The following is a 19,041-nucleotide window of genomic DNA, read 5'->3' on the forward strand; positions in this document are numbered from 1 at the left end:
GCACTTTTACTTTAGTATGTTCAGAATTTGCTCCGGTGTTGCTTGCGGCAATAATTGTGTGAGGTAATCTATCAAGCGTTGCTTTGACTCTTCCGGTGACCGGTTGCCGGCTGCCTGTACTCTTTCTTTGCCGAACAGTACTTCCGGCGTTGTATATCTGGCGATACCCCATCCGTAAGGCTCTCCCTTCTTGTCATATCGGTATTCGAAATCAGCTACAACGAGCCATGTTCCCATTTGCAGCCGGGTTATGACTGTTTCAAATCCATCTCCTTTGGTTTTTGTCTTTTTAAGTAAAGCCTGTGTTTCGCTTGTTTCCCATGAGTCGAACGGGTTGACACTTCTTTTGACCGGCTGCTTCTTGTAACCGCACAACGCTTTTATCTCTTTGGATAGGAGAGACTCATGCTCTGTGACTGTCTTATAAATAACGTTACCCATACTTTGTAAAGGTTCCGCTTTCAGATTGTACATAGCACGCCTGTAGTTTACAAGTTCCGGAAACCATTCCATGCTGACAAACCCAGCTTTCTTCTGAAAGAGTTTCCCATAAGCACAATTGAAATTTCGGATAACAGGGCCTTTCCATTCCCACGGTCCCTCTTCTTCATCGGAAAACCATAATTCCTGCGGAGTAAATTCTTCAATGGAAAAATCCTCAATGCCATTCGCAAAGAAGGGTAAAAATCCCATCTTTGCAACGAGCTTCTCCAAATCTTCACAGCGATTAATCTTTGTCATGCCGCAAATATATGAAGAACTCGCGAAAAGATGCTGTATTCAAAAGGTTTTTGCGGTTTATCGTGAATTTAATTTAGAATCCCACTTGTCTCTGCTGTTCGGCATTATAGCGGTCTCCTATAACGGGAATAGCTACTACCATGTTCTCCAACTCTTTCCATTCTTCGGGTGTAACGCTGAATTCTATCGTTTGCAAGTTCTCTTCCAAATGTGAGAGTTTAGTCGTTCCCGGAATAGGCACAATCCACGGAGCCTTCTGTAACAACCATCCGAGAGCGACCTGCGAGGAGGTCATACCGCGTGTCCGTCCGAACTGTTGCAGTGCATTTACTATGCGTGTATTGGCACGTATGGCTTCCGGCTGAAAGCGAGGCAAGGTCTGACGGTTATCGTTGTTCGGGTCGAACGTGGTGTATTCGTTGATACAACCTCCCAGAAAACCACGGTTCAACGGACTGTAAGGCACGAAGCCGATACCCAGTTCGCGACATGCGTCCAACACGCCGTTTTCCTCGACGAGACGGTGCATCAGGTGGTATTCGCTCTGGATGGCGGTAAGCGGCTGGATGGCATGTGCCTTGCGGATTGTTTCCACACTTACTTCGCATAGGCCCCACCGCTGGATTTTACCTTCTTTTATCAGATCGGAAATCGTTCCTGCAACATCTTCAATAGGCACATTCCGGTCAAAACGGTGCTGGTAGAAAAGTGGAATGGAATCGGTGCGCAGGCGGCGTAATGATTCTTCGCAGTAGCGGCGAATTGTTTCCGGGCGGCTGTCCTGACGGCCTGTACCTTTCCCATCGATTACTTCGTGTCCGAATTTGGTCGTCACATTGACTCTGTCCTTGAATCCGGAGAGTGCTTCGCCTGCCAGCAGTTCATTAGTCAGCGGGCCGTAGATGATGGCCGTATCAAAGAGTGTAACTCCGCGATCCACAGCCTCATGCAACAACCGGATACATCCCTTTTTGTCGGGATGTATCCGGTTGTAGGTCATGCCCATTACACCGAAACCGAGGGCGGAGACTTCCATAGCGGCATGACCGCTACCGAGCGTGCGATGCTGCATCTTTCGGGAGGTTTCGGGAGAGGTACTTTTCCCGTTAAGGGCAGCGTTGGTTGCCTTTACCTTATTGATTGCTGGCTGTATCGTCAATGCCGCACTTATAGTTGCTGCCGCTTTCAGAAAACCACGGCGGCTGATATCTTCCTGTTTATTCTTATTTCCCATTGTGATTCTTGTTTTATAAGTTAATGTATTGAAAATGCACCGTCCACCAGTAAAGCGTGACCGTCTACAAAACTTGCCTGCGGACTGCAAAGCCACAACACGGCATTAGCTATCTCTTCGGGCTTGCCGAGACGACCGGCCGGAATATCGCGTATCAGTTCTTGTTCCAGGTCCGGATTACGGCGTATGAGTTCTTCTGCCATCGGAGTACGGATAGCACCCGGACAAATGGCGTTGATGCGGATACCTTTGGCTGCATAGTCGATGGCTGCCGTTCGGGTTAGTCCGATAACGGCATGCTTGCAAGCGATATAGGCAGCCTGTCCCGGAAAACCTGTCACACCGCCCTGCGACGAGGTATTGACGATAGCTCCGCCTCCTTGTTTCAACATCTGGATGATCTCGTAACGCATGCAGTTCCACACGCCTTTCAGATCGACAGCTACTGTACGGTCGAACTCCTCGTCGGTAATCTCTGCCATCGGTCGCTGCGGGGTCTGGATACCGGCATTGTTCAACGCAGCATCCAAATGCCCATAAGTTGCGACGATCCAATCGACCATTTCTTTTACAGCTTGTGTATCCGACACGTCGCAACCGTAGGCGACCGCTTTGAATCCTTCATCCATCAGTTTTCGGGCTTGTGATTCCGGCTTATTGATATCGACCAGAATTGTTGTTGCACCCGCTTTTGCAAATGCTTCGGCACAAGCAAGGCCGATTCCTGCCGCAGCACCGGTAATCATTACCACTTTTTCTTTCATTGTTTCCATGATTCTTTGTATTAAAGTTCTGATGCAAAGGTAAAAAGAGAGCCCCGTAGCGACTTTGCTGCGAGGCTCAAACTGTTTTGTTATGAAGTTCATTTTGAAATTTGTTTCGGATATATCCGCTTCAAATCATACTAGGGGCATAACCATATGCTTCTTTATAGACTTTCGAGAAATGTGAAAGGTTTTTGAAACCGACATCGAAACAGGCTTCCGTAACCTTTTTCTTGCCGGATCTTATTAAATTGTGTGCAGCCTCCAAGCGGCGTTTGATGATCCATTTCTGCGGAGTGAGATCACTTATTTTGGCGAAATCGCGTTTGAAAGTCGCAAGGCTGCGCCCTGTGTAACCGGCAATCTCTTCCATCGAAAGGTCGTACATATAATTCTCGTTCAAGTAGTCGAGAATGTCTATTTTCCATGGATCGGTGAAATCGAACAGCGAAGCATAGAGGTTTTTGTCCGTATTGAGCAGAACGTAAGTCCCTTCGATCATCTTCAGTTTCAGTACATCATCGGATGGTTTTACCCCTGAATCGAAATAAGGAATGACCGACTCGAACAAACTACGTATATCGGGACGATTGTTCGGCAACACGCGCAGGCTCACTTTTTCGCGTTTCGACTCCATCGGAATATCTTTCTTGTCGAGTGTCTGATAAAATTCTCTTAAAAAAGGCCTTGTGAATTTCAATACGACAGAACGATAAGGATTATCCTTACTGGCATGTTTTTGTAACCACATCCGGTTATCACGTCTCATAAAGGCGCATTCACCCGGATGCAGAACTGTTTTTTGTCCGCGTTCTTCAATTTCCAGTTCACCGGAACATAAATAAATGAGTGTATGTTCCCGGTTTTCGTGGGCGCATCCCCGGTCATCGGTGAAATAACTCGCTATAAGTACATTCGAGCAATCGAATACATTCAGTTGTTCCATATTAATCTTTTTATTTTTACAAAGATAATCTGATTACGGATATAACCTTGTAGATAGATTACGGGAATAATAACCCAAATTACAGATGGTCGTTGTCGGTAAAATTCCCTTACAGTAATTATCAAAGATAAAGAAAAAAGATCACCGGCACTCCATCGCAAAAACGCTTCGATGAGATTGTGGTCATGCGAAGGGAGGCCTAGATCCTTTTTTGATCATAACTTATATGAATAAATCATTTTTGTCAAGATTCATCCGTAAAATTTACCGTCGGGGGAGATCAGTCCTCCGAATTTCACTGAGATAAATACATCTTCCCGTCTACGTGATTTCAACGCTTCTTTGATGATCGTTTCGCTAATGCCATGACCGTAGAAGTCGGCGGTATTCAGGAAGTTCACTCCGGCATCCAGTGCCGCATGGATAGTATCGACACCAGCCTGTTGGTCTGCTGCCAGTCTCATCGTTCCCAAACCGATGCGGGAAAGATCGAAACCATTTGTTTTTGTACTTAACTCTTTAAGGGTACCTTGTTATCTTCTCGTCCGAAATCCGTTCGGAAATAATGGGGTTGACTGTAGGAATACAACTCCCAAGAGCCGGGCAATTGAAACCGGGATGTGGGATATTATGCACAACAGCTTTGCGTGACCCCCAATTATCTTTCTCGCGTTATCAGGGAACATGATGGCACAGGAAATGAATTTTCCGGATCAGTCAACTTTCGGGAAATTCTTTAAAAAGCATACGGGAGTATCGCCGAAAGAATATCAAAGAGGATTAAGGTAAGGAGCTTTTTGACGAATATGTGTAATTGTTAAACAGATTATTTCAGACTCCAGGGAAATGCGATCTTATCCAGAAGATCTTTACGGGTAGGAGGGAGCTCGCCTTTTTTCAAGGCTCTCCGCTGAACGAAGCACCAACTGCCGAGTTTGTTCTCACGGGCGGTTGGCCAGCGGTTGTTTTCAGAGAAGAATTGTTGTAGTTTTTCATAGTTTTCCATCCAGACATCATCGATGGTCCAGATAAAACCTTCGGCATCCATCCGGGCGATGCGTTCAGCCGAAAGTAAACCTCGTTTCCAGTTCTTACGCTGGGTGTTACACCAGCTGCCGGCTTTGCCTTCATTGCTTTTGGGCCAGCGGTTGTGTTTTTTGTAGTAGGCAAGTACCTGCTGCCAGTTCTCCGTCCAGAGCGAATCCAGATCCTGTTCCCACCAGAATCCGATCGAATCGAGCAACCGGATCCTTTCATTGGAAAGGATACCTTTCTTTCGTGCCTGGCGTTGGGTATTGCACCAGGTATTCAGTTTGTTTTCGCCGCGTTTGGGACAACGGTGTTCTACGGACATAAATGCTTTCAGTTCTTCAAAGCAGTTCATCCAACGGCTGTCCTGTACCTCCCATTCAAAACCGATCCGGTCCAACTGCAAGATATAATCTTCCGACAACGTCCCTTTCTTCCGGGCAATCCGCTGGGTGTTGCACCAGTTTCCCAGCTTCCCTTCGGCTGCCTGCGGCCAGCGTCTTTCACGCTCCTTATATTCGATCAAACGTTCATACATTACCGGCCACGCATCCAACTCCGCCAGCATATCATCCACACGGGCACGGATATCGGACAGGAATCCTGTCACCTCAAACTCCATAAAGCCTTTAAAACTCTTTGGGGCACGGATCGCCGGATGATAAACCAACTCCCTTGACATAGTCTCATAAACAGAACGCCCCGAAAGGTTATTGACAAAGTCAAGTACTACCGGATGACGGTCCGAACCGGCTTTCAGGCAACGGCCCAACTGCTGCAAAGCTACCACATAAGATTCCGTCCGACGCAGGAACATGGCAGCATCTACTCCTTCCACATGCAATCCTTCGATCAACATATTTATAGAGAAAAGGACATGCAGTTTTCCTGTTTCCTTACGAAAACGACGCAATGTCTTTTCATTTTCCCGATTACTGAGTCCGTTATGGATCTCAAATGTTTCCGTTTCAAAGCCAGCCTGCCCGAGCCAGTTTGATACTTCGGGAATCATATGCTGAAGGTCTTCCTTGTCTTTACAGAAGACAAGCATTTTCTTTACCTCTTTCGGCAAATAACGTCGGATCAGTTCCGATGCACTCAACGAGCCGCGAAAGTCGAGACGGGCAAAGTCTATCTTGTCTTGAATATGCTTGCGCCTTTCTAAAGTACAGTCACTCCTGTTCAGCATACGCTGTACCTTATCCAGTTGGTTATTCAGATCGAATACACTCTGCACCAGGACAGGAACAGGCAGTATCTTATAATACCAGGCCATAGACAAAGACAGTTCATGGAACAGGTTTCCCTTGAAATAGACCTCTACCGTATCGAGCATCTCTTCGGGACGTATCGGAGTGGCCGACATTCCCAGTACACGGGCTTCCGGATTGTTATCTATTACTTCCTGTACGGCCTTTCCCCATACCTCCGCTCCGAAATGATGGAACTCGTCGATAATGATATGATCCGCTTTGAGTTCATCCACTGTTCCGCGATTCAGGACTAATGCCTGGAAAGTCCGGTAGGCGACATGCGGCATTGTCCTGCCGATAGCTTTTTTGATCTCGGCAATGATCGTAACGTTGGGAGCGATAACCACTATATCGTCTTCCGAATGATTGACGATATAGCGGGCAATCAGGTAAGACTTTCCTGTTCCGGTCGCCTGTACAACTGCTCCGATCCTGTTCGTTTTGAATCCTTCCTCGATGGCCCGATAAGCCGCTTCATTATGCGAAAAGAGTTCAATATGCTTTCCTGTCTCCAAGCTTTTCAGATAGCTTTCATCCGAAACAGTCAGTCCATGCAGTTCAAAGGAAAGTGCCTCTGGCAGATAACCGCCATGAGCCAGGATGCGGAACTGGTTACAGCTACACATTTCCCCGATACGCTGCATTTCAGTATACAACTTGTCCACTTCCGGCAAGCCGACAGGTTCCTTATTCCATACCTCTTTCACAATGAAAGTAACGGAATCCTCCCTGAAGCCTACCAGCAGACAACCGGATTCTTCAGTGACAAAATAATGATAAGAATGATAGAGATCGCAGAGTGACATTGAGAAAATATGTCAATACTAGAAAGATTTGAGCTATCTGTTTATTGACTGGTTGTAACTGGCTCCCCTCTCGAGAGGGGGCAGGGGGTGTGTTAAAGCCAGTCAATAAAACAAGCCTTGTTACAGGTTTATTTGCCGTCTGCTTCAGCTGACGGATTAGTAAAGGGTTTATCTCATTGGACTTTAGTCCCATTTCTTACAGGTTCCTATCTAGGAGAAATGTGGCTGAAGCCAAAAGAGAGAAACAACTTGTAAACCGTCAGCTGAAGCAGACGGCAAATGAACCTGTAATAGTCAAGTGACTCTGATTATGGTGGTTGTATGGCGGGGATATGACACACCCCCTTCCCCCTCTCGAGAGGGGAGCCAGGTACAACCGGTCAATAATCGGATAGTTCATATCTGATAAAAACTGAACTCTATACAAATGCCCCAACTAATCATTCAACCTCTAACACCTCAGTTTCCTCTTTGGGTTTGAAAAGGTCTTCGATAAACAGATAACCGATTCCGCCGAATATGGCAAGGAATACAAACCCAATCAGGATCAGCGGTTTCTTGGGAGAAGCGGCTTTTAAAGGAACTGTGGCAGGTTGTATTATTGTATACACCGGTGTTTGTTCTTGTACCCGGAGTTTATCCTGTTCCAGTTTCTGGGCCAGCGTATTGTAAACATTGAAGGTTAATGTCATTTCATTTTTTAGACGCTCCTGTTCCGTACGGTAGCTAGCTGAGATGATATTCTTGTTGGCATCCTCAAAAGCAGCATAGGCACGTTGTGCTTTATAGTAGGACTCACGGGCTTCGCTGAATACTTTCTCTGTGAATTCAAGGTCTTGCTTTACCTTCTGGGTACGGTAATTTGTGATGTATCCCTGAAGTTTTTCCAAAACAATTTGAGTGATATTCGCCGAGATCAACGGGTCCTGCATCTGAACGGAAACAGTGATTACCGATGTCTTTTTATCCACAGATGCGGAAATACGTTCCTGTAAATCCTTTATAACATCTGCCTGTTCCTTTGTTAACCTGAAAGAAGTCAATTCTCCACTACTTACCGGTTCTTCTTTTGAGAATAAATCCTTCACAACACCCAACAGCTTAAAGGGAGCCTGTACCACATAACTCCACCACGCACTTTTCTGGTGATTATCCATATAATCATATAAGGATGCAGAATAATCCCCTTCCTCATTTGTTACCTGTACGGGGAATAACTCCAGTAAAAAAGGAATACTGCTGACTACATCCGGATACAGGTCTGGGGAGATGGCATCCGCTCCTGAAGTACTGTTCAGGTTAATCCCTGCCATGGCTGCCAATCCACCCAGGTTCCCCATCTTTTTGGATGGATCGGAAGTTTCGGGTGCCAGTTTTACGGTTGTACTATATTCTTTCGGTATGCTGAAAGCTACGACAAGACCGACTACAACTGCAATTCCGCAACATTTAAAAAGGAACTTGCGTTCACTCCATAGACGTTTAGCCAGTTCGATCAAGTCTATCTCCTGTGCATTATCTATATCAGGAGCGTTCATTTGAATCATATCCACTTTGTTAATTGAAAATTAAAGATTGAAAATTGAAAATTATTTCAGCGTGTTGATGATAGAGGTGACCATGGCTGCCATCGAAGTGGTTGAACTGGCTATACTCAGTACCTCTGCCAGGCTGGTTTTACGATCACGCTGTGTCTTGGTCGGAACGACGATTTCGCATCCCGGTTCTACCTTCGGATAACGTTTGAAGAAGATAAAGCATCTCTTCGTTGTTGCAACTTTACCGTTCATATAGATTACGATCGGATATTTGCGGGCAATATCGTTATAGCCTCCGGCTTGTGACAGGCAATCTCCCACAGACATCCCATTTGTATAGGTCACGCTGTTTGGATAAGTTACGGCACCGTTTATCTTAACCGTACTCTGCAACTGAGGAATGTAAAGCGCATCCCCGTCACGCAGGACCACATCGTGCGCACTCCCCGGATTTGCCAGGGCCTTTTCCAAATCGATACCCACCGAGTAGTCTTTAATGTTTTCCAGTGATAAGGCCACCGAATCGCGACTCTGTTTATTGGAACTCAATTGCAACAAAGTTTCTAGGCGGCGCATCTCATCTTCTGTCAGCTGGCGTTTCAGGCTGGCCCCTTTTACATAGGCATCAGGAGTTATTCCTCCGGCTTTGGCTATGATATCACTTAGACGGGAGTTCTTTTCTGCCAGTACGTAATCACCGGAGAAAGTGATTTCACCATTTACCTTTACTACCTGTTGTTCCTGATAACCCGGTGAGAAACGCACATACACTTCATCGAACGGTTCCAATGTAAAGACCGTATCACTTTTCTTTCCATCCGTAGAGATCAAACCTAAATTATCGTTCAATGCAAAATTGAATACTTCGGCCGTACGGTTAGTGTTCTCGTAAGTTTTTGTATCCTTAATCCTTCGGGCTACTTCCACATTGACCGTTGCCGCCGATTCCTTTAATCCTCCGGCCATCATAATGGCATCTTCAACGGTTAAGTTGTTCCGGTAAGGAAGAACCGTATCAATGTAATTTACCGCTCCACTTACTTTGATCGTATAAGGTTCGCGAAGGTCAAACAGGGATGGAATGTTCAGTTGGTCTTCCGGTTTAAGTTCCATATCCGGAGATGTGCCACTGAGAATGCCACGAATGTCTACTGCTATAACAGTCGTTGTGAAATCCGGATTCAAACGGGTAATCTGGGCACGGCCGGTAAACTCATCTCCTTTCAAACCGGCTGCCTGATCAACCAGTTGACGGACCGTATGAACCGTACCATTCAATTCATATTCTCCCGGACGCCAGACTGCTCCTGTCACTGTCAGACGGTTTTCGTAGAAAGGAATCACAGAGTCTACCAACAAAGAATCGCCATCCATCATCGCAAAAGTAGGATATTTATCTTCCGTAACAGTTGCAATCTGATAGCGACTTCCGGCTTTTCGTTTGATACGGACATCTTTCTTGTACGCATCCCCGGTAAAGCCTCCGGCCATATTCAATAACTGTGAGAGTGTTTCGCCTTTTTTCATTTCGAAAATGCGGTTACGTTTTACCTTGCCTCTTACAACAGCCAGCTGGTCGTAAGGAGAAACGATCACCATATCATTTTCTTCCAGACGGATATTTGTATTGTATTTGCCATTCAGGAGATAATCATACACGTCCAATTTTGCCACTTCCTTACTATTACGGTAAACCTTTATTCCACGAAGCGAACCGATCTCATTCACTCCGCCTGCTGCATACAGAGCATTAAATAAGGTAGCAAACGAAGGAAGCGTATAGGTCCCCGGAGCAACTACTTCTCCTACTATATTAACCTTGATGCTGCGTATCTGGCTCAGACTAACTGATACGAACGTATTAGCCCCGTCCGTACTTCCTGACTCTGTATTTCCGGACAAAGTAGACATGATCCGCCCCAGTTCCTGACGGATACGATTTTCGGCTGTTTCAATAGTCAGTCCGCTGACAGATACCGGACCCAGGTTAGGGATAAGAATTGTTCCTTCGGGAGAAACCTTCAGTTTCAGATTCAGTTCAGAATCTCCCCAGACATTGATCAGCAATTCGTCTCCGGCAGATAAAACATATCCTTTTGGAGTCGGTACATTCAGATCCGGCTCAAAGGACAGATTCTTATTTGAGAATATTTCGCGACCGAACACGGTTCCACTCAGATCTCCCGCCGGACGATTGGCTTCCCGCTGGGCATCCAAAGGAGGTATCACCTTTCCATCCTGAACCGTGACCGTACGGTCTGTAACCACAGCGTCCGATGCCGTACGTGCAGTCTGTTCCGCCCCGGACTGTCCCATTCGTTTATTCATCTCCTGACGGATCTGGTCATCCGTCATACCCGCAGCTTTCGCCTTATCAATCAAATCCTGGGGTACCTGTGCTGCAAGCGGAACCGACAGACACAGTAATCCCCCCAATAATACATTTCTGATTACGTTATTCATATTGTTATTTGTTTTTGTTGTTATTTCGATTTTAGAAATAATTGAGCTATCTGTTTATTGACTGGTTGTAACTGGCTCCCCTCTTGAGAGGGGGTAGGGGGTGTGTTAAAGCCAGTCAATAAAACAAGCCTTGTTACAGGTTTATTTGCCGTCTGCTTCAGCTGACGGATTAGTAAAGGGCCTGTCTCATCGGGCTTTAGTCCCATTTCTTACAGGTTTCTATCTAGGAGAAATGTGGCTGAAGCCAAAAGAGAGAAACAACTTGTAAACCGTCAGCTGAAGCAGACGGCAAATGAACCTGTAATAGTCAAGTGACTCTGATTATGGTGGTTGTATGGCGGGAATATGACACACCTCCTTCCCCCTCTCAAGAGGGGAGCCAGTTACAACCAGTTGCTATAAACAAACACTCATTTCTGATAAATTATGAATCAAAACTTCCTGAACTCCAACCGGGCATAATCCGATTGCAGAATCAGATGTTTCGATGTTAATTCTTTGACGCCGAAGCGTTGCTCCGTTCCGTTCATCCCAAATGGCAATAAATCTTCAACTTTGCTGACCGGCATGACTACAAACAATGAATCTCCGGTATATTCCATATTACCGGTCTGACTGGTTACATCAACCTTCATCAGATTGATTGTATGCAAAGCAACACTGTAATATGCCCGTTCCGGCATCTCTTCCTCTCCTGATGCATATGCTATTTTCATGATCTGCCAGCGACCATCCAGGTCTCCGTTGATCGACATTTTTCCGCAGGAACTGACCATCAGAACCAGCAACACCACTATTATATATCTTTTCATCGTATTCATTGAACTCACCGTATCCATCCTATTTTTCTGATTGTCAACATTCCCCCGGCACTTTTACCCAACATCCCACCTCTGTCAACACCTAGCGATCCTGTAAAGTCCCAGCCTTTTAACTGATGGGGCGTATAAGTTAATTCTACCAACGCATTTCCATTCTTTTTGATCTCATAAAAAGGTAAGCTATAAGTTCCCCAGTTACGGGTAAGCGACAATAAAATTCGGTACCGCAAATCGCAAATTGGATTCCCCATAACCCCGAAATGATGTCCCTGCAAGCGATTGCTTTTAAAGACTATTTCTCCATCATCATTATAAATTGGAGACATGACCAGCGGATTACCGATCCCCATTCCCCAATGCTGCCAACCGGCATAGATATAGTGGTTGTAATAATTATCTGTACCACTCACTTGTTCCGGTATTTCCGATGTATGATCCCAATAAACAGGTCCCGTTTGGTCTTTCGTTGATATATATTCGTAAACGAAACTACCGATCACCGGATTCTTAGGAAATGTTATTTCCACTCCTGCCAGGCAATCTTTCCAGCCATATTCACCAAACATCTGCGAATGGTCTTCAAAATAATGTTCGTAATAAGGACGGATTGTCCAATCTTTTGAAGCATACCAGGTTAGTGAAAAGTTCCAGCTGCCTAAATGGTTTCCATAGACATTTGTCTGTTCTCCTGTTGGTGTGCTACTATCTCCGCCGCTCGGAATAAACACTTTAAAGAAATCTTTTATCCCGTTCGGCATATCGATCTTCTCATTACCGATAAAAGCATTCCCTCCGAACTGTGCAGCCATTTCAAGTCCCCCTTCTAAAATCAACGGAAACTTCTCCCGGTTACCGATCTTCACATATAAATCCTTGGAATGATACAGCGCATGCTCTGTATGTTTACCGCCCGGAGCCACAAAGTCTTTTTGCCAGCCGTCATCCGTAAACATACCATAAGCAATATGTCCTTTAAAAGCCAACCAACCTTTTGTACCCGGAACAAGCGTATATTCGGGAATACCGATACGAACCTGCGGAACCGGACGGGCATTTCCCGAGAATGTCAAGCCGCCACTACTCAACAACGGATTATTGAACTCACTATGTCGCTCCTTACTTCCGATGCTCAATCCCAGGCAACGGTATTTCAGATCCGCATACAATTGTTGCACCACGAAAGTCGATGTAAAATTGTAAGCCACTGCCAGATCCGCCCCGAAAGCATACGAGAAGCGTTTATCGTTTTCCAACTCCCGGAAGACCCCGGCACGCAGATACCCGTTATTTTTTTCGATTGATGACAATCCCTGCTTGTTTGCTGTCAGCCAGAAAGGAGTATGTTCCCCTCCGCTAAAGCTGACACCGGTCTCCGCCTGATAACTCAGCCCTTTGGTAAACTGAGCATAAGAGTTTAGGGGAAGCAGTAGAATGCCTCCCCAAAGAAGTAAGTTTGATATTAATTTCATTTGTTATTGATTAGAAAGATTTGAATCAGTCCCCATCATCCCCAAACCGCCCCCGGCCTGTCCAGATTTTCCGAAACGTGTCGCAACTGTTCCCGCCGTTTGGCTATATTGACAAGGATATCGAGACGTATTTCTTTCTTTTTAGGATCAGTTTCCAATAACCGGTGTACGTTTTTCTGTATTTCCTGTAGGATACGGTTTTCCAGATACAAAAATAATAATCGGGTCAGATAGATATTCAGGATATTGGATGCCTCCGGATAAAGTAACCCGAATTGTTCCTTTTCATTGTAAACCAACTGGTCGTATTCGGCATGTAATTCATTTGCGATGCTTTTTAGCGCAGGCGTTAACCCCGGTTCCGGATTCCCTGTTCCCAAATGCTCTAGTATCATCCGGTTCTCCTTATTTTCAAAAAGCAAATCATCCGTTTGCAGGATACTTTTCACTAATTCCGTAAAAAGACAAGAAGAACCTTTGAACATATAAAGAGTCTCCGGAAACAACAGGCAAGCCGTCAGCAGCATTTCTTCCGACAAATGAGGTTTCGACAGAAACTTATCGATCAGGGAAACAAAAGCCTCTTTGCCCGACCGCCGGAATAAAGAATCCGGATCTTCCCCTTCCGGTAAAAAGATCGTCTGTACCTCTACCGAATGCGGATTGAGCAATAAAGATATTTTGCGGGCAGCCTCCCGGCCCGGCTTGTCGCCATCCAGTAACAGACAGATCCGGTTCGTGTACTTTTTCAGCAATGCAATCTGTCCGGCTGTCAGGGCCGTTCCGCATAATGCTACTGTATTGGAAAATCCGGCCGCATGCATCGCGATCGCATCTTTATATCCTTCCACTACAAACACAAAGTCTTTCCTCGCAATTGCCTCTTTCGCCCGGTGAAGGGCATAGAGATTTTCGCTCTTTTTATATCCGTTGGCTGTGGATGTATTGATATATTTCGGTTCTTCCGAATTATTGTCCGTTAGCCTGCGGGCAGCAAAAGCTATCAACTCACCGGCTTCGTTGCGGATCGGAAAGATCACCCGGTTGCGCATCGCATACCATTCTTTCGGAACATTCACAGGAGATTGTCCGACCTCAAAATCAAGATAAGCAGGCGTTAACTCCGTATAACCGCAAGCGTAGGGGAGAAGGGAGGAAAAGAACTGTAAGTTCTTTTTAATTGAAAATTGAGAATTGGAAATTGAAAATTGCTTCGCGTCGCTATCTCTGTCGACAGGATTCGCGTTTTTCTTATTAATTTTCAATTCTCCATTTTCAATTTTCAATTTCCCCACCGCCTCCATGAAATTACAATGTTCCGTCTTCTCTATAAATTCGATCACATCCCCATGTTCTCCGCAGGCAAAACATCTAAAAGTCTGTTTTTGAGGATTCACCACCAGCGACGGATGATGATCCTCGTGGAACGGGCAACGTCCTATATAGTTGATCCCTTTTCGTTCCAGTTTTACCGTCTTTCCGATCACCTCTTCGATAGGGTATGAAGCTTTCAGTAGTTCTATTTCTATCTTTGTCATGATCTTCTCCGGATATTATAGTTCGTGATGCGGGTATAACTCTCATTATAGCGGTAACGGGCAATTCCGGTCGATCCGTTACGCGTTTTTCTTATGTATAGTTTTCCGACCTGCTTCAGGCTCTCCCCGGTGACTTCATCTTGGGTGATCCCGTAACGTTCGGGGATATAAACGAAATAAACACAGTCCGCCACCTGTTCGATCACACCCGAATCACGTAAATCGTGCAAATTCGGGATATGCGCCTTATCGCCTGAGTTCATACTGTTACGGTTCATTTGCGAAAGGACAAGGACCGGGATATTGGCATCCTGTGCCATTTGCTTGAATCCCTGTATATTGTATCCGACTGTCTGATTCGCATTTTCCAATCCCTGCTTTTCCATTTTCATCACCTGTAGATAATCCACAATCGCCAGGTCGCATTGCTTTTTGCGCTTCTGTAACATCACCTGGGCACGGATATTTTCCAGCGTGTTTGCCGGAGTATAGTCAAAATACAACGGAAGGTCCTGGAACTCACCCGCCATTTTTTCCATCTTCAACAAATCCTCCGGGTTAGCACCTGTGATACGCAAACGGTTGGCATCTACCCCTCCGAATCCGGCAAACAGGCGGTTCATCGTTTGTAAACCGGTCATTTCCATGCTGAAGAAACAGACATGTTTTCCCGACAGGGCTACATTCATGGCAATCTGCATGGCTATGGCTGTCTTGCCGTCGCCGGGACGTCCGGCCCCAACGGTGAGTTCGCCGTTGTAAAGTCCTCCGGTCACATAGTCGAACTCTTCCAGTCCTGTTTTGATGCACATCGTATCCACTCCGTTTTCCAGACGTTCACGGTGCATATTCAATACTTCGTTGGCTGTTTTTCCGATCCGGCTGACTTGTTTGCCGACAATACAGGTTTCCCGCAGTTCCATCAATGACGATTCCGCTTTTTCGATCAGAGCCGTGTAGGAGGAATCGAAAAGGTTTGCCTTTGCTTGCAAGGTAGTGAACAGAGCACCCAGCAGACGAAGCATATACTGCCGTTTCACCTCTTCGGTATATTGCATCAGGTTGCCGGTATGGCGTATCTGCGTCATGGCAGCGTTGACGATGGCAATCCCGTTCATTTCTTTCCAGCGTTTTTCATCCAGACAGCGCATCTCGATATCGGTGGTTACCAGATCCGCTTTTTCGCCCCGGCTGTTCAGGGAACAGATGGCTTTGTAGACAAATGCGAATAACGGGTCGCTGAACATTTCCGGCTTGAGAACCGGAGCAACCTGCCATATGGCAGATTCGGAAGACAAAAGTGCACAGATCACAGCCTCTTCCACCTGGCGTACAGATTCTATAGTTTCCATAAGCGTCATTAATTAGGTTGGTTTGTTGGATTCTGCATGCTTCGTCCGCCCATGTTTCTTTCGGCTTCCGCCATTTGGGCGGAAGCGTTTGTGTTCGATGCATTTTTTTGAGTCTCTTTGCTTTCTTGTATCCAGGTAAAAGCAGCGTATCCTTTTACCCATATACGGCTTCCTCCCGGAATGTGAGTAACAGAGATCAATTGTAATTTCACCATTTTGTCAATCAACCGACTCAATGACCCGGGATTGATTCCTGCAACTTCAGCCAACCGACGCTGTGTTCCGACATATTCACCCCGTCGACAATAGACTTTGCGATTGTTCAGCATTACATATCCGTCAGTGTGATAACACAGTCCGAACAGACATAAATGCAAACGAGCCATCTGGCGTTCAACCAACCGGACGCTGTTCAAGCGGTCTATGATACTTCTGGGAATCTTTATGAAGGCATTTCCCAGATAGTCTAATGCAACGCTTTCATTTTCAATGATTTTGACAGCTTTCATGATACTGATTTTTTAGTTAATACTTTTTATTAGCGCATTATTACGGATTGCTTCCTTTAATTGGTTGATAACAAATGGTTTAATAGGTTACTATATTAGACTTCGGTGACGGCTTTATTTTTCTCTTTAAATATAGAAAGAATATTCTTTATAAAGAAATATAAGGCCTCCGGCATTTTTTTCAGCTTTTAAGGAATCAAAGAGCGTATTTCATTTTGCTAATACAAAGGTAATCATGAACATTCCCGAATTGTGGAACCAATTTAATTCGTTTTGTGTCTTTTAAAATGTTGTTTTACAGCGAATTAATAAATTAGTATTTATTGTCGGTTGATTTGTTCTTGTTTTTTATTGTTTTTATAAGATCTTGTATTTCAGTGTAATAATCCGAATATTTGTCAAATAGTTTCATGTTTTTGCAAACGGTACTCGATGCATATTTGAATTTGAAAAACGGATTTATAAATTCAGCTATTTTCTTGTATGAATAACCACCCAATAGACCGTTCTGTTTCAGTCCGGCAAAGAGTGCAATCATAAAAAACACATATTCTTCAGGAACATGTTTATCGTCCTTTTTTTTTATTCTTATTAATCGGTTTGCGCATAATTATTTAGTGTTATGCTGCAAAACAACATTTTTATGCTATCTAAACCGATCTCCTTTTTCTTCAAAACAACATTATATCTTTTGCATTCAAAAGTCCCTTATTTCATCTTCAAAAGATATATCTTTCATCTTCGAGATAAGGGACTTTCAAATTTCCAATTTTTAAGGTTCCCCCAAGAAATCGACAATCACCCCGACTTGTTTCGGGGTCAGTTTCCGTTGCCGTTCGCAGAAGCCGACAGTTTTTAATGTTTTGACCAGTTTTTCGTTTCTTACCACCCAGCGATGCAACAAACGTGATGCTGAGTTCGGATGCAAATCCGGGTTGTAACAGAGTGTCAATTCCGTCCATCCGTAACTACGGATTTTGAATTTTTCTTCTTCCATATTCTTATGATTTAGTCTTACTAAGATAAGAAATTAAATCCACATAAAGAAATGAAATTCAATATTTATGCGCATTATTAATATATTTATACGGACTTATTTAACCCTTCGCCGTCGATAATGACATTTCATGTCACAGCCATTTTTCCAGTACCCTATCTTTGTCATGTTATCGATAACCAACCAGTTAACCGTCAATAGCTTTCGGAGTATTTCCATTGGCATATTGGCACATTGTCAAATTAAAAAATTATTTCCCATGGCTTTAAGTTTCCACTTAGTAAAACGTCCCGACATGCGTAAAGACGCTACCGAAGGTTCCAAATTATTTTATGCACAGGTCCGTTCATTGAAGAAACTCGATTTCAACAAGCTCTGTGATCTGATCGCTGTTCGAAGCACCGCTTTTATCGGTGATGTGATGCTTGTCATCGAAGGTCTTCTTTCCGTTATGGAAGAACGCCTGGAAGAAGGCGATGTGATCCAGATGGGTCGCCTGGGCAACTTCCGTATGGTTGCCGGCAGCAAGGGTACTGCAAACGAAAAGGACTTCAATGTCTCCCTCTTCAACAAGGCTCGTATCGTCTTCTCACCGGGCACCATGCTCAACGAGATCCGCAAGAATGCCAAATATGAAAAGATGGATACCGAAACCGTCACTCCGCCTACAGGAGGTGGTTCGGACCGTCCGGAAATTGAGTAAAATAATTTGCCAATGTGCCAATAAGGCAATACGCCAATTCTAATAGCAACAGTTGGTATTTCCATTGGCACATTGGCATATCGGCAAATTAAACAATTATTCACTATGTTAAAACAGGAATTTATCAAACAATATCTTTTCCCCGCTCAAAAGGCGGGGGAATGTTTCGGAATCAATCCGATCGTCATCCTTGCCCAATCGGCCATCGAAACAGGGTGGGGGGAAAGCACCCTGGCAAAGGAGCATAACAACTTCTTCGGTATCACCGCTTACGGACGTCCCAATGCTTTTTGGAAAGGCACAAAGACTGATCTTTCTGAAAACAGCGGCCATACTTCCTTATGGTTCCGCACTTACGAATCGGCGGAAGACAGTTTCATGGATTTCGCCCGTCTGATCCACACCGCTTATCCGGTGGCTGCCTCGCTCAGTACCCATCCTTCGGCCTATGCCAAAGAGATCGCTTACAGCAAATACATCAGCGAAGTGAATGGTGACAACCGTGCTGCTTATCAAAGGATGCTGGTGTCGATCTGCCGGACGATCGAAAGGATAATAGTTTGCTGAGTTCACCTTTTATCAAATATGAATGTAGCGTCGTTGGTAGTGCGGTTCGCGAACCGCCCTTACGGTGTCAATGTAAGCCTGTAAGGCTTTAACAAACCAGCCCAGGGTTCTAACCCTGGGTTTATGAAAACCCGCTCCTGTCTTTCCGCCCTGTAGGGGCGGCACAAGATAAATATCAGCCCTTTTAATCTTGTCGCACCCCTACAGGGTGCCTCAGAAAGAGAAAAATTCAAGGGAACCCAGGGTTAGAACCCTGGGCTAGTTTGTTACAGGCCTACAGCCTGAAGGCACCGTCACTAATTGGCTCATCC

At 45.0% G+C, this 19,041-nt stretch carries 16 protein-coding genes and 1 pseudogene; 3 read left to right on the forward strand and 14 right to left on the reverse strand.

Annotated features, from left to right (window positions below; translation table 11 throughout):
- Window positions 1-6 precede the first annotated feature (6 nt).
- The 5 genes from NBH15_RS24245 to NBH15_RS24265 all read right to left on the reverse strand — a co-directional run bounded on the left by NBH15_RS24245 (window position 7) and on the right by NBH15_RS24265 (window position 4,158).
- Window positions 7-741: an AlkZ-related protein gene (locus NBH15_RS24245; RefSeq protein ID WP_128134929.1), complete on the reverse strand. Its 735-nt coding sequence runs from the start codon at window positions 739-741 to the stop codon at window positions 7-9.
- A 73-nt stretch (window positions 742-814) separates the two neighbouring features.
- Window positions 815-1,975 (reverse strand): aldo/keto reductase, encoded by a 1,161-nt coding sequence (locus tag NBH15_RS24250; RefSeq protein ID WP_128134928.1) that lies wholly within the window; start codon window positions 1,973-1,975, stop codon window positions 815-817.
- Between the two features lie 20 nt (window positions 1,976-1,995).
- Window positions 1,996-2,748, reverse strand: a complete 753-nt coding sequence (locus tag NBH15_RS24255; RefSeq protein ID WP_250823761.1) for an SDR family NAD(P)-dependent oxidoreductase — start codon at window positions 2,746-2,748, stop codon at window positions 1,996-1,998.
- A gap of 121 nt (window positions 2,749-2,869) precedes the next feature.
- Entirely contained in the window at window positions 2,870-3,685 is an 816-nt protein-coding gene (locus tag NBH15_RS24260) for a helix-turn-helix transcriptional regulator (protein ID WP_128134926.1), read from the reverse strand.
- A gap of 251 nt (window positions 3,686-3,936) precedes the next feature.
- Window positions 3,937-4,158 carry an aldo/keto reductase gene (locus NBH15_RS24265; protein WP_255419979.1) on the reverse strand — a complete coding sequence of 74 codons (222 nt, stop codon included), beginning with the start codon at window positions 4,156-4,158 and terminating at the stop codon, window positions 3,937-3,939.
- Between the two features lie 141 nt (window positions 4,159-4,299).
- Between NBH15_RS24265 and NBH15_RS29575 the strand changes: the two are divergent.
- Window positions 4,300-4,474 (forward strand): annotated as a pseudogene (locus NBH15_RS29575) (helix-turn-helix domain-containing protein); the annotation flags it as partial.
- Window positions 4,475-4,511: 37 nt separating this feature from the next.
- Here the strand turns inward: NBH15_RS29575 and NBH15_RS24275 are convergent.
- The 9 genes from NBH15_RS24275 to NBH15_RS24315 form a co-directional block, all read right to left on the reverse strand.
- Complete coding sequence (locus tag NBH15_RS24275) at window positions 4,512-6,773, reverse strand: Helicase associated domain protein (RefSeq protein ID WP_250823762.1); 2,262 nt, start codon at window positions 6,771-6,773, stop codon at window positions 4,512-4,514.
- 440 nt (window positions 6,774-7,213) lie between these two features.
- Entirely contained in the window at window positions 7,214-8,320 is a 1,107-nt protein-coding gene (locus NBH15_RS24280; RefSeq protein WP_250823763.1) for a Wzz/FepE/Etk N-terminal domain-containing protein, read from the reverse strand.
- Between the two features lie 42 nt (window positions 8,321-8,362).
- Complete coding sequence (locus NBH15_RS24285) at window positions 8,363-10,774, reverse strand: SLBB domain-containing protein (RefSeq protein WP_250823764.1); 2,412 nt, start codon at window positions 10,772-10,774, stop codon at window positions 8,363-8,365.
- A gap of 431 nt (window positions 10,775-11,205) precedes the next feature.
- A complete protein-coding gene (locus tag NBH15_RS24290) occupies window positions 11,206-11,595 on the reverse strand; it encodes a lipocalin-like domain-containing protein (protein ID WP_350472296.1) in 390 nt (129 codons plus the stop codon).
- 5 nt (window positions 11,596-11,600) lie between these two features.
- Window positions 11,601-13,064: a capsule assembly Wzi family protein gene (locus tag NBH15_RS24295; RefSeq protein ID WP_250823766.1), complete on the reverse strand. Its 1,464-nt coding sequence runs from the start codon at window positions 13,062-13,064 to the stop codon at window positions 11,601-11,603.
- Between the two features lie 35 nt (window positions 13,065-13,099).
- Complete coding sequence (locus tag NBH15_RS24300; RefSeq protein WP_250823767.1) at window positions 13,100-14,602, reverse strand: DNA primase; 1,503 nt, start codon at window positions 14,600-14,602, stop codon at window positions 13,100-13,102.
- Window positions 14,599-15,954, reverse strand: coding sequence for a replicative DNA helicase (locus tag NBH15_RS24305; RefSeq protein WP_250823768.1), 1,356 nt, complete (start codon window positions 15,952-15,954; stop codon window positions 14,599-14,601). The genes NBH15_RS24300 and NBH15_RS24305 overlap by 4 nt, the downstream gene beginning before the upstream one ends.
- Before the next feature lie 8 nt (window positions 15,955-15,962).
- On the reverse strand, window positions 15,963-16,463 hold the full coding sequence (locus tag NBH15_RS24310; protein ID WP_250823769.1) for a winged helix DNA-binding protein: 501 nt from the start codon (window positions 16,461-16,463) through the stop codon (window positions 15,963-15,965).
- 772 nt (window positions 16,464-17,235) lie between these two features.
- Window positions 17,236-17,460: a DUF4248 domain-containing protein gene (locus NBH15_RS24315; RefSeq protein WP_250823770.1), complete on the reverse strand. Its 225-nt coding sequence runs from the start codon at window positions 17,458-17,460 to the stop codon at window positions 17,236-17,238.
- Window positions 17,461-17,719: 259 nt separating this feature from the next.
- Between NBH15_RS24315 and NBH15_RS24320 the strand changes: the two genes are divergently transcribed.
- Window positions 17,720-18,163, forward strand: a complete 444-nt coding sequence (locus NBH15_RS24320; protein WP_250823771.1) for an HU family DNA-binding protein — start codon at window positions 17,720-17,722, stop codon at window positions 18,161-18,163.
- A gap of 105 nt (window positions 18,164-18,268) precedes the next feature.
- A complete protein-coding gene (locus NBH15_RS24325; RefSeq protein WP_250823772.1) occupies window positions 18,269-18,730 on the forward strand; it encodes a glucosaminidase domain-containing protein in 462 nt (153 codons plus the stop codon).
- Window positions 18,731-19,041: the final 311 nt, after the last annotated feature.

This window comes from Parabacteroides caeci (assembly GCF_023656795.1).
GTDB lineage: Bacteria > Bacteroidota > Bacteroidia > Bacteroidales > Tannerellaceae > Parabacteroides > Parabacteroides segnis.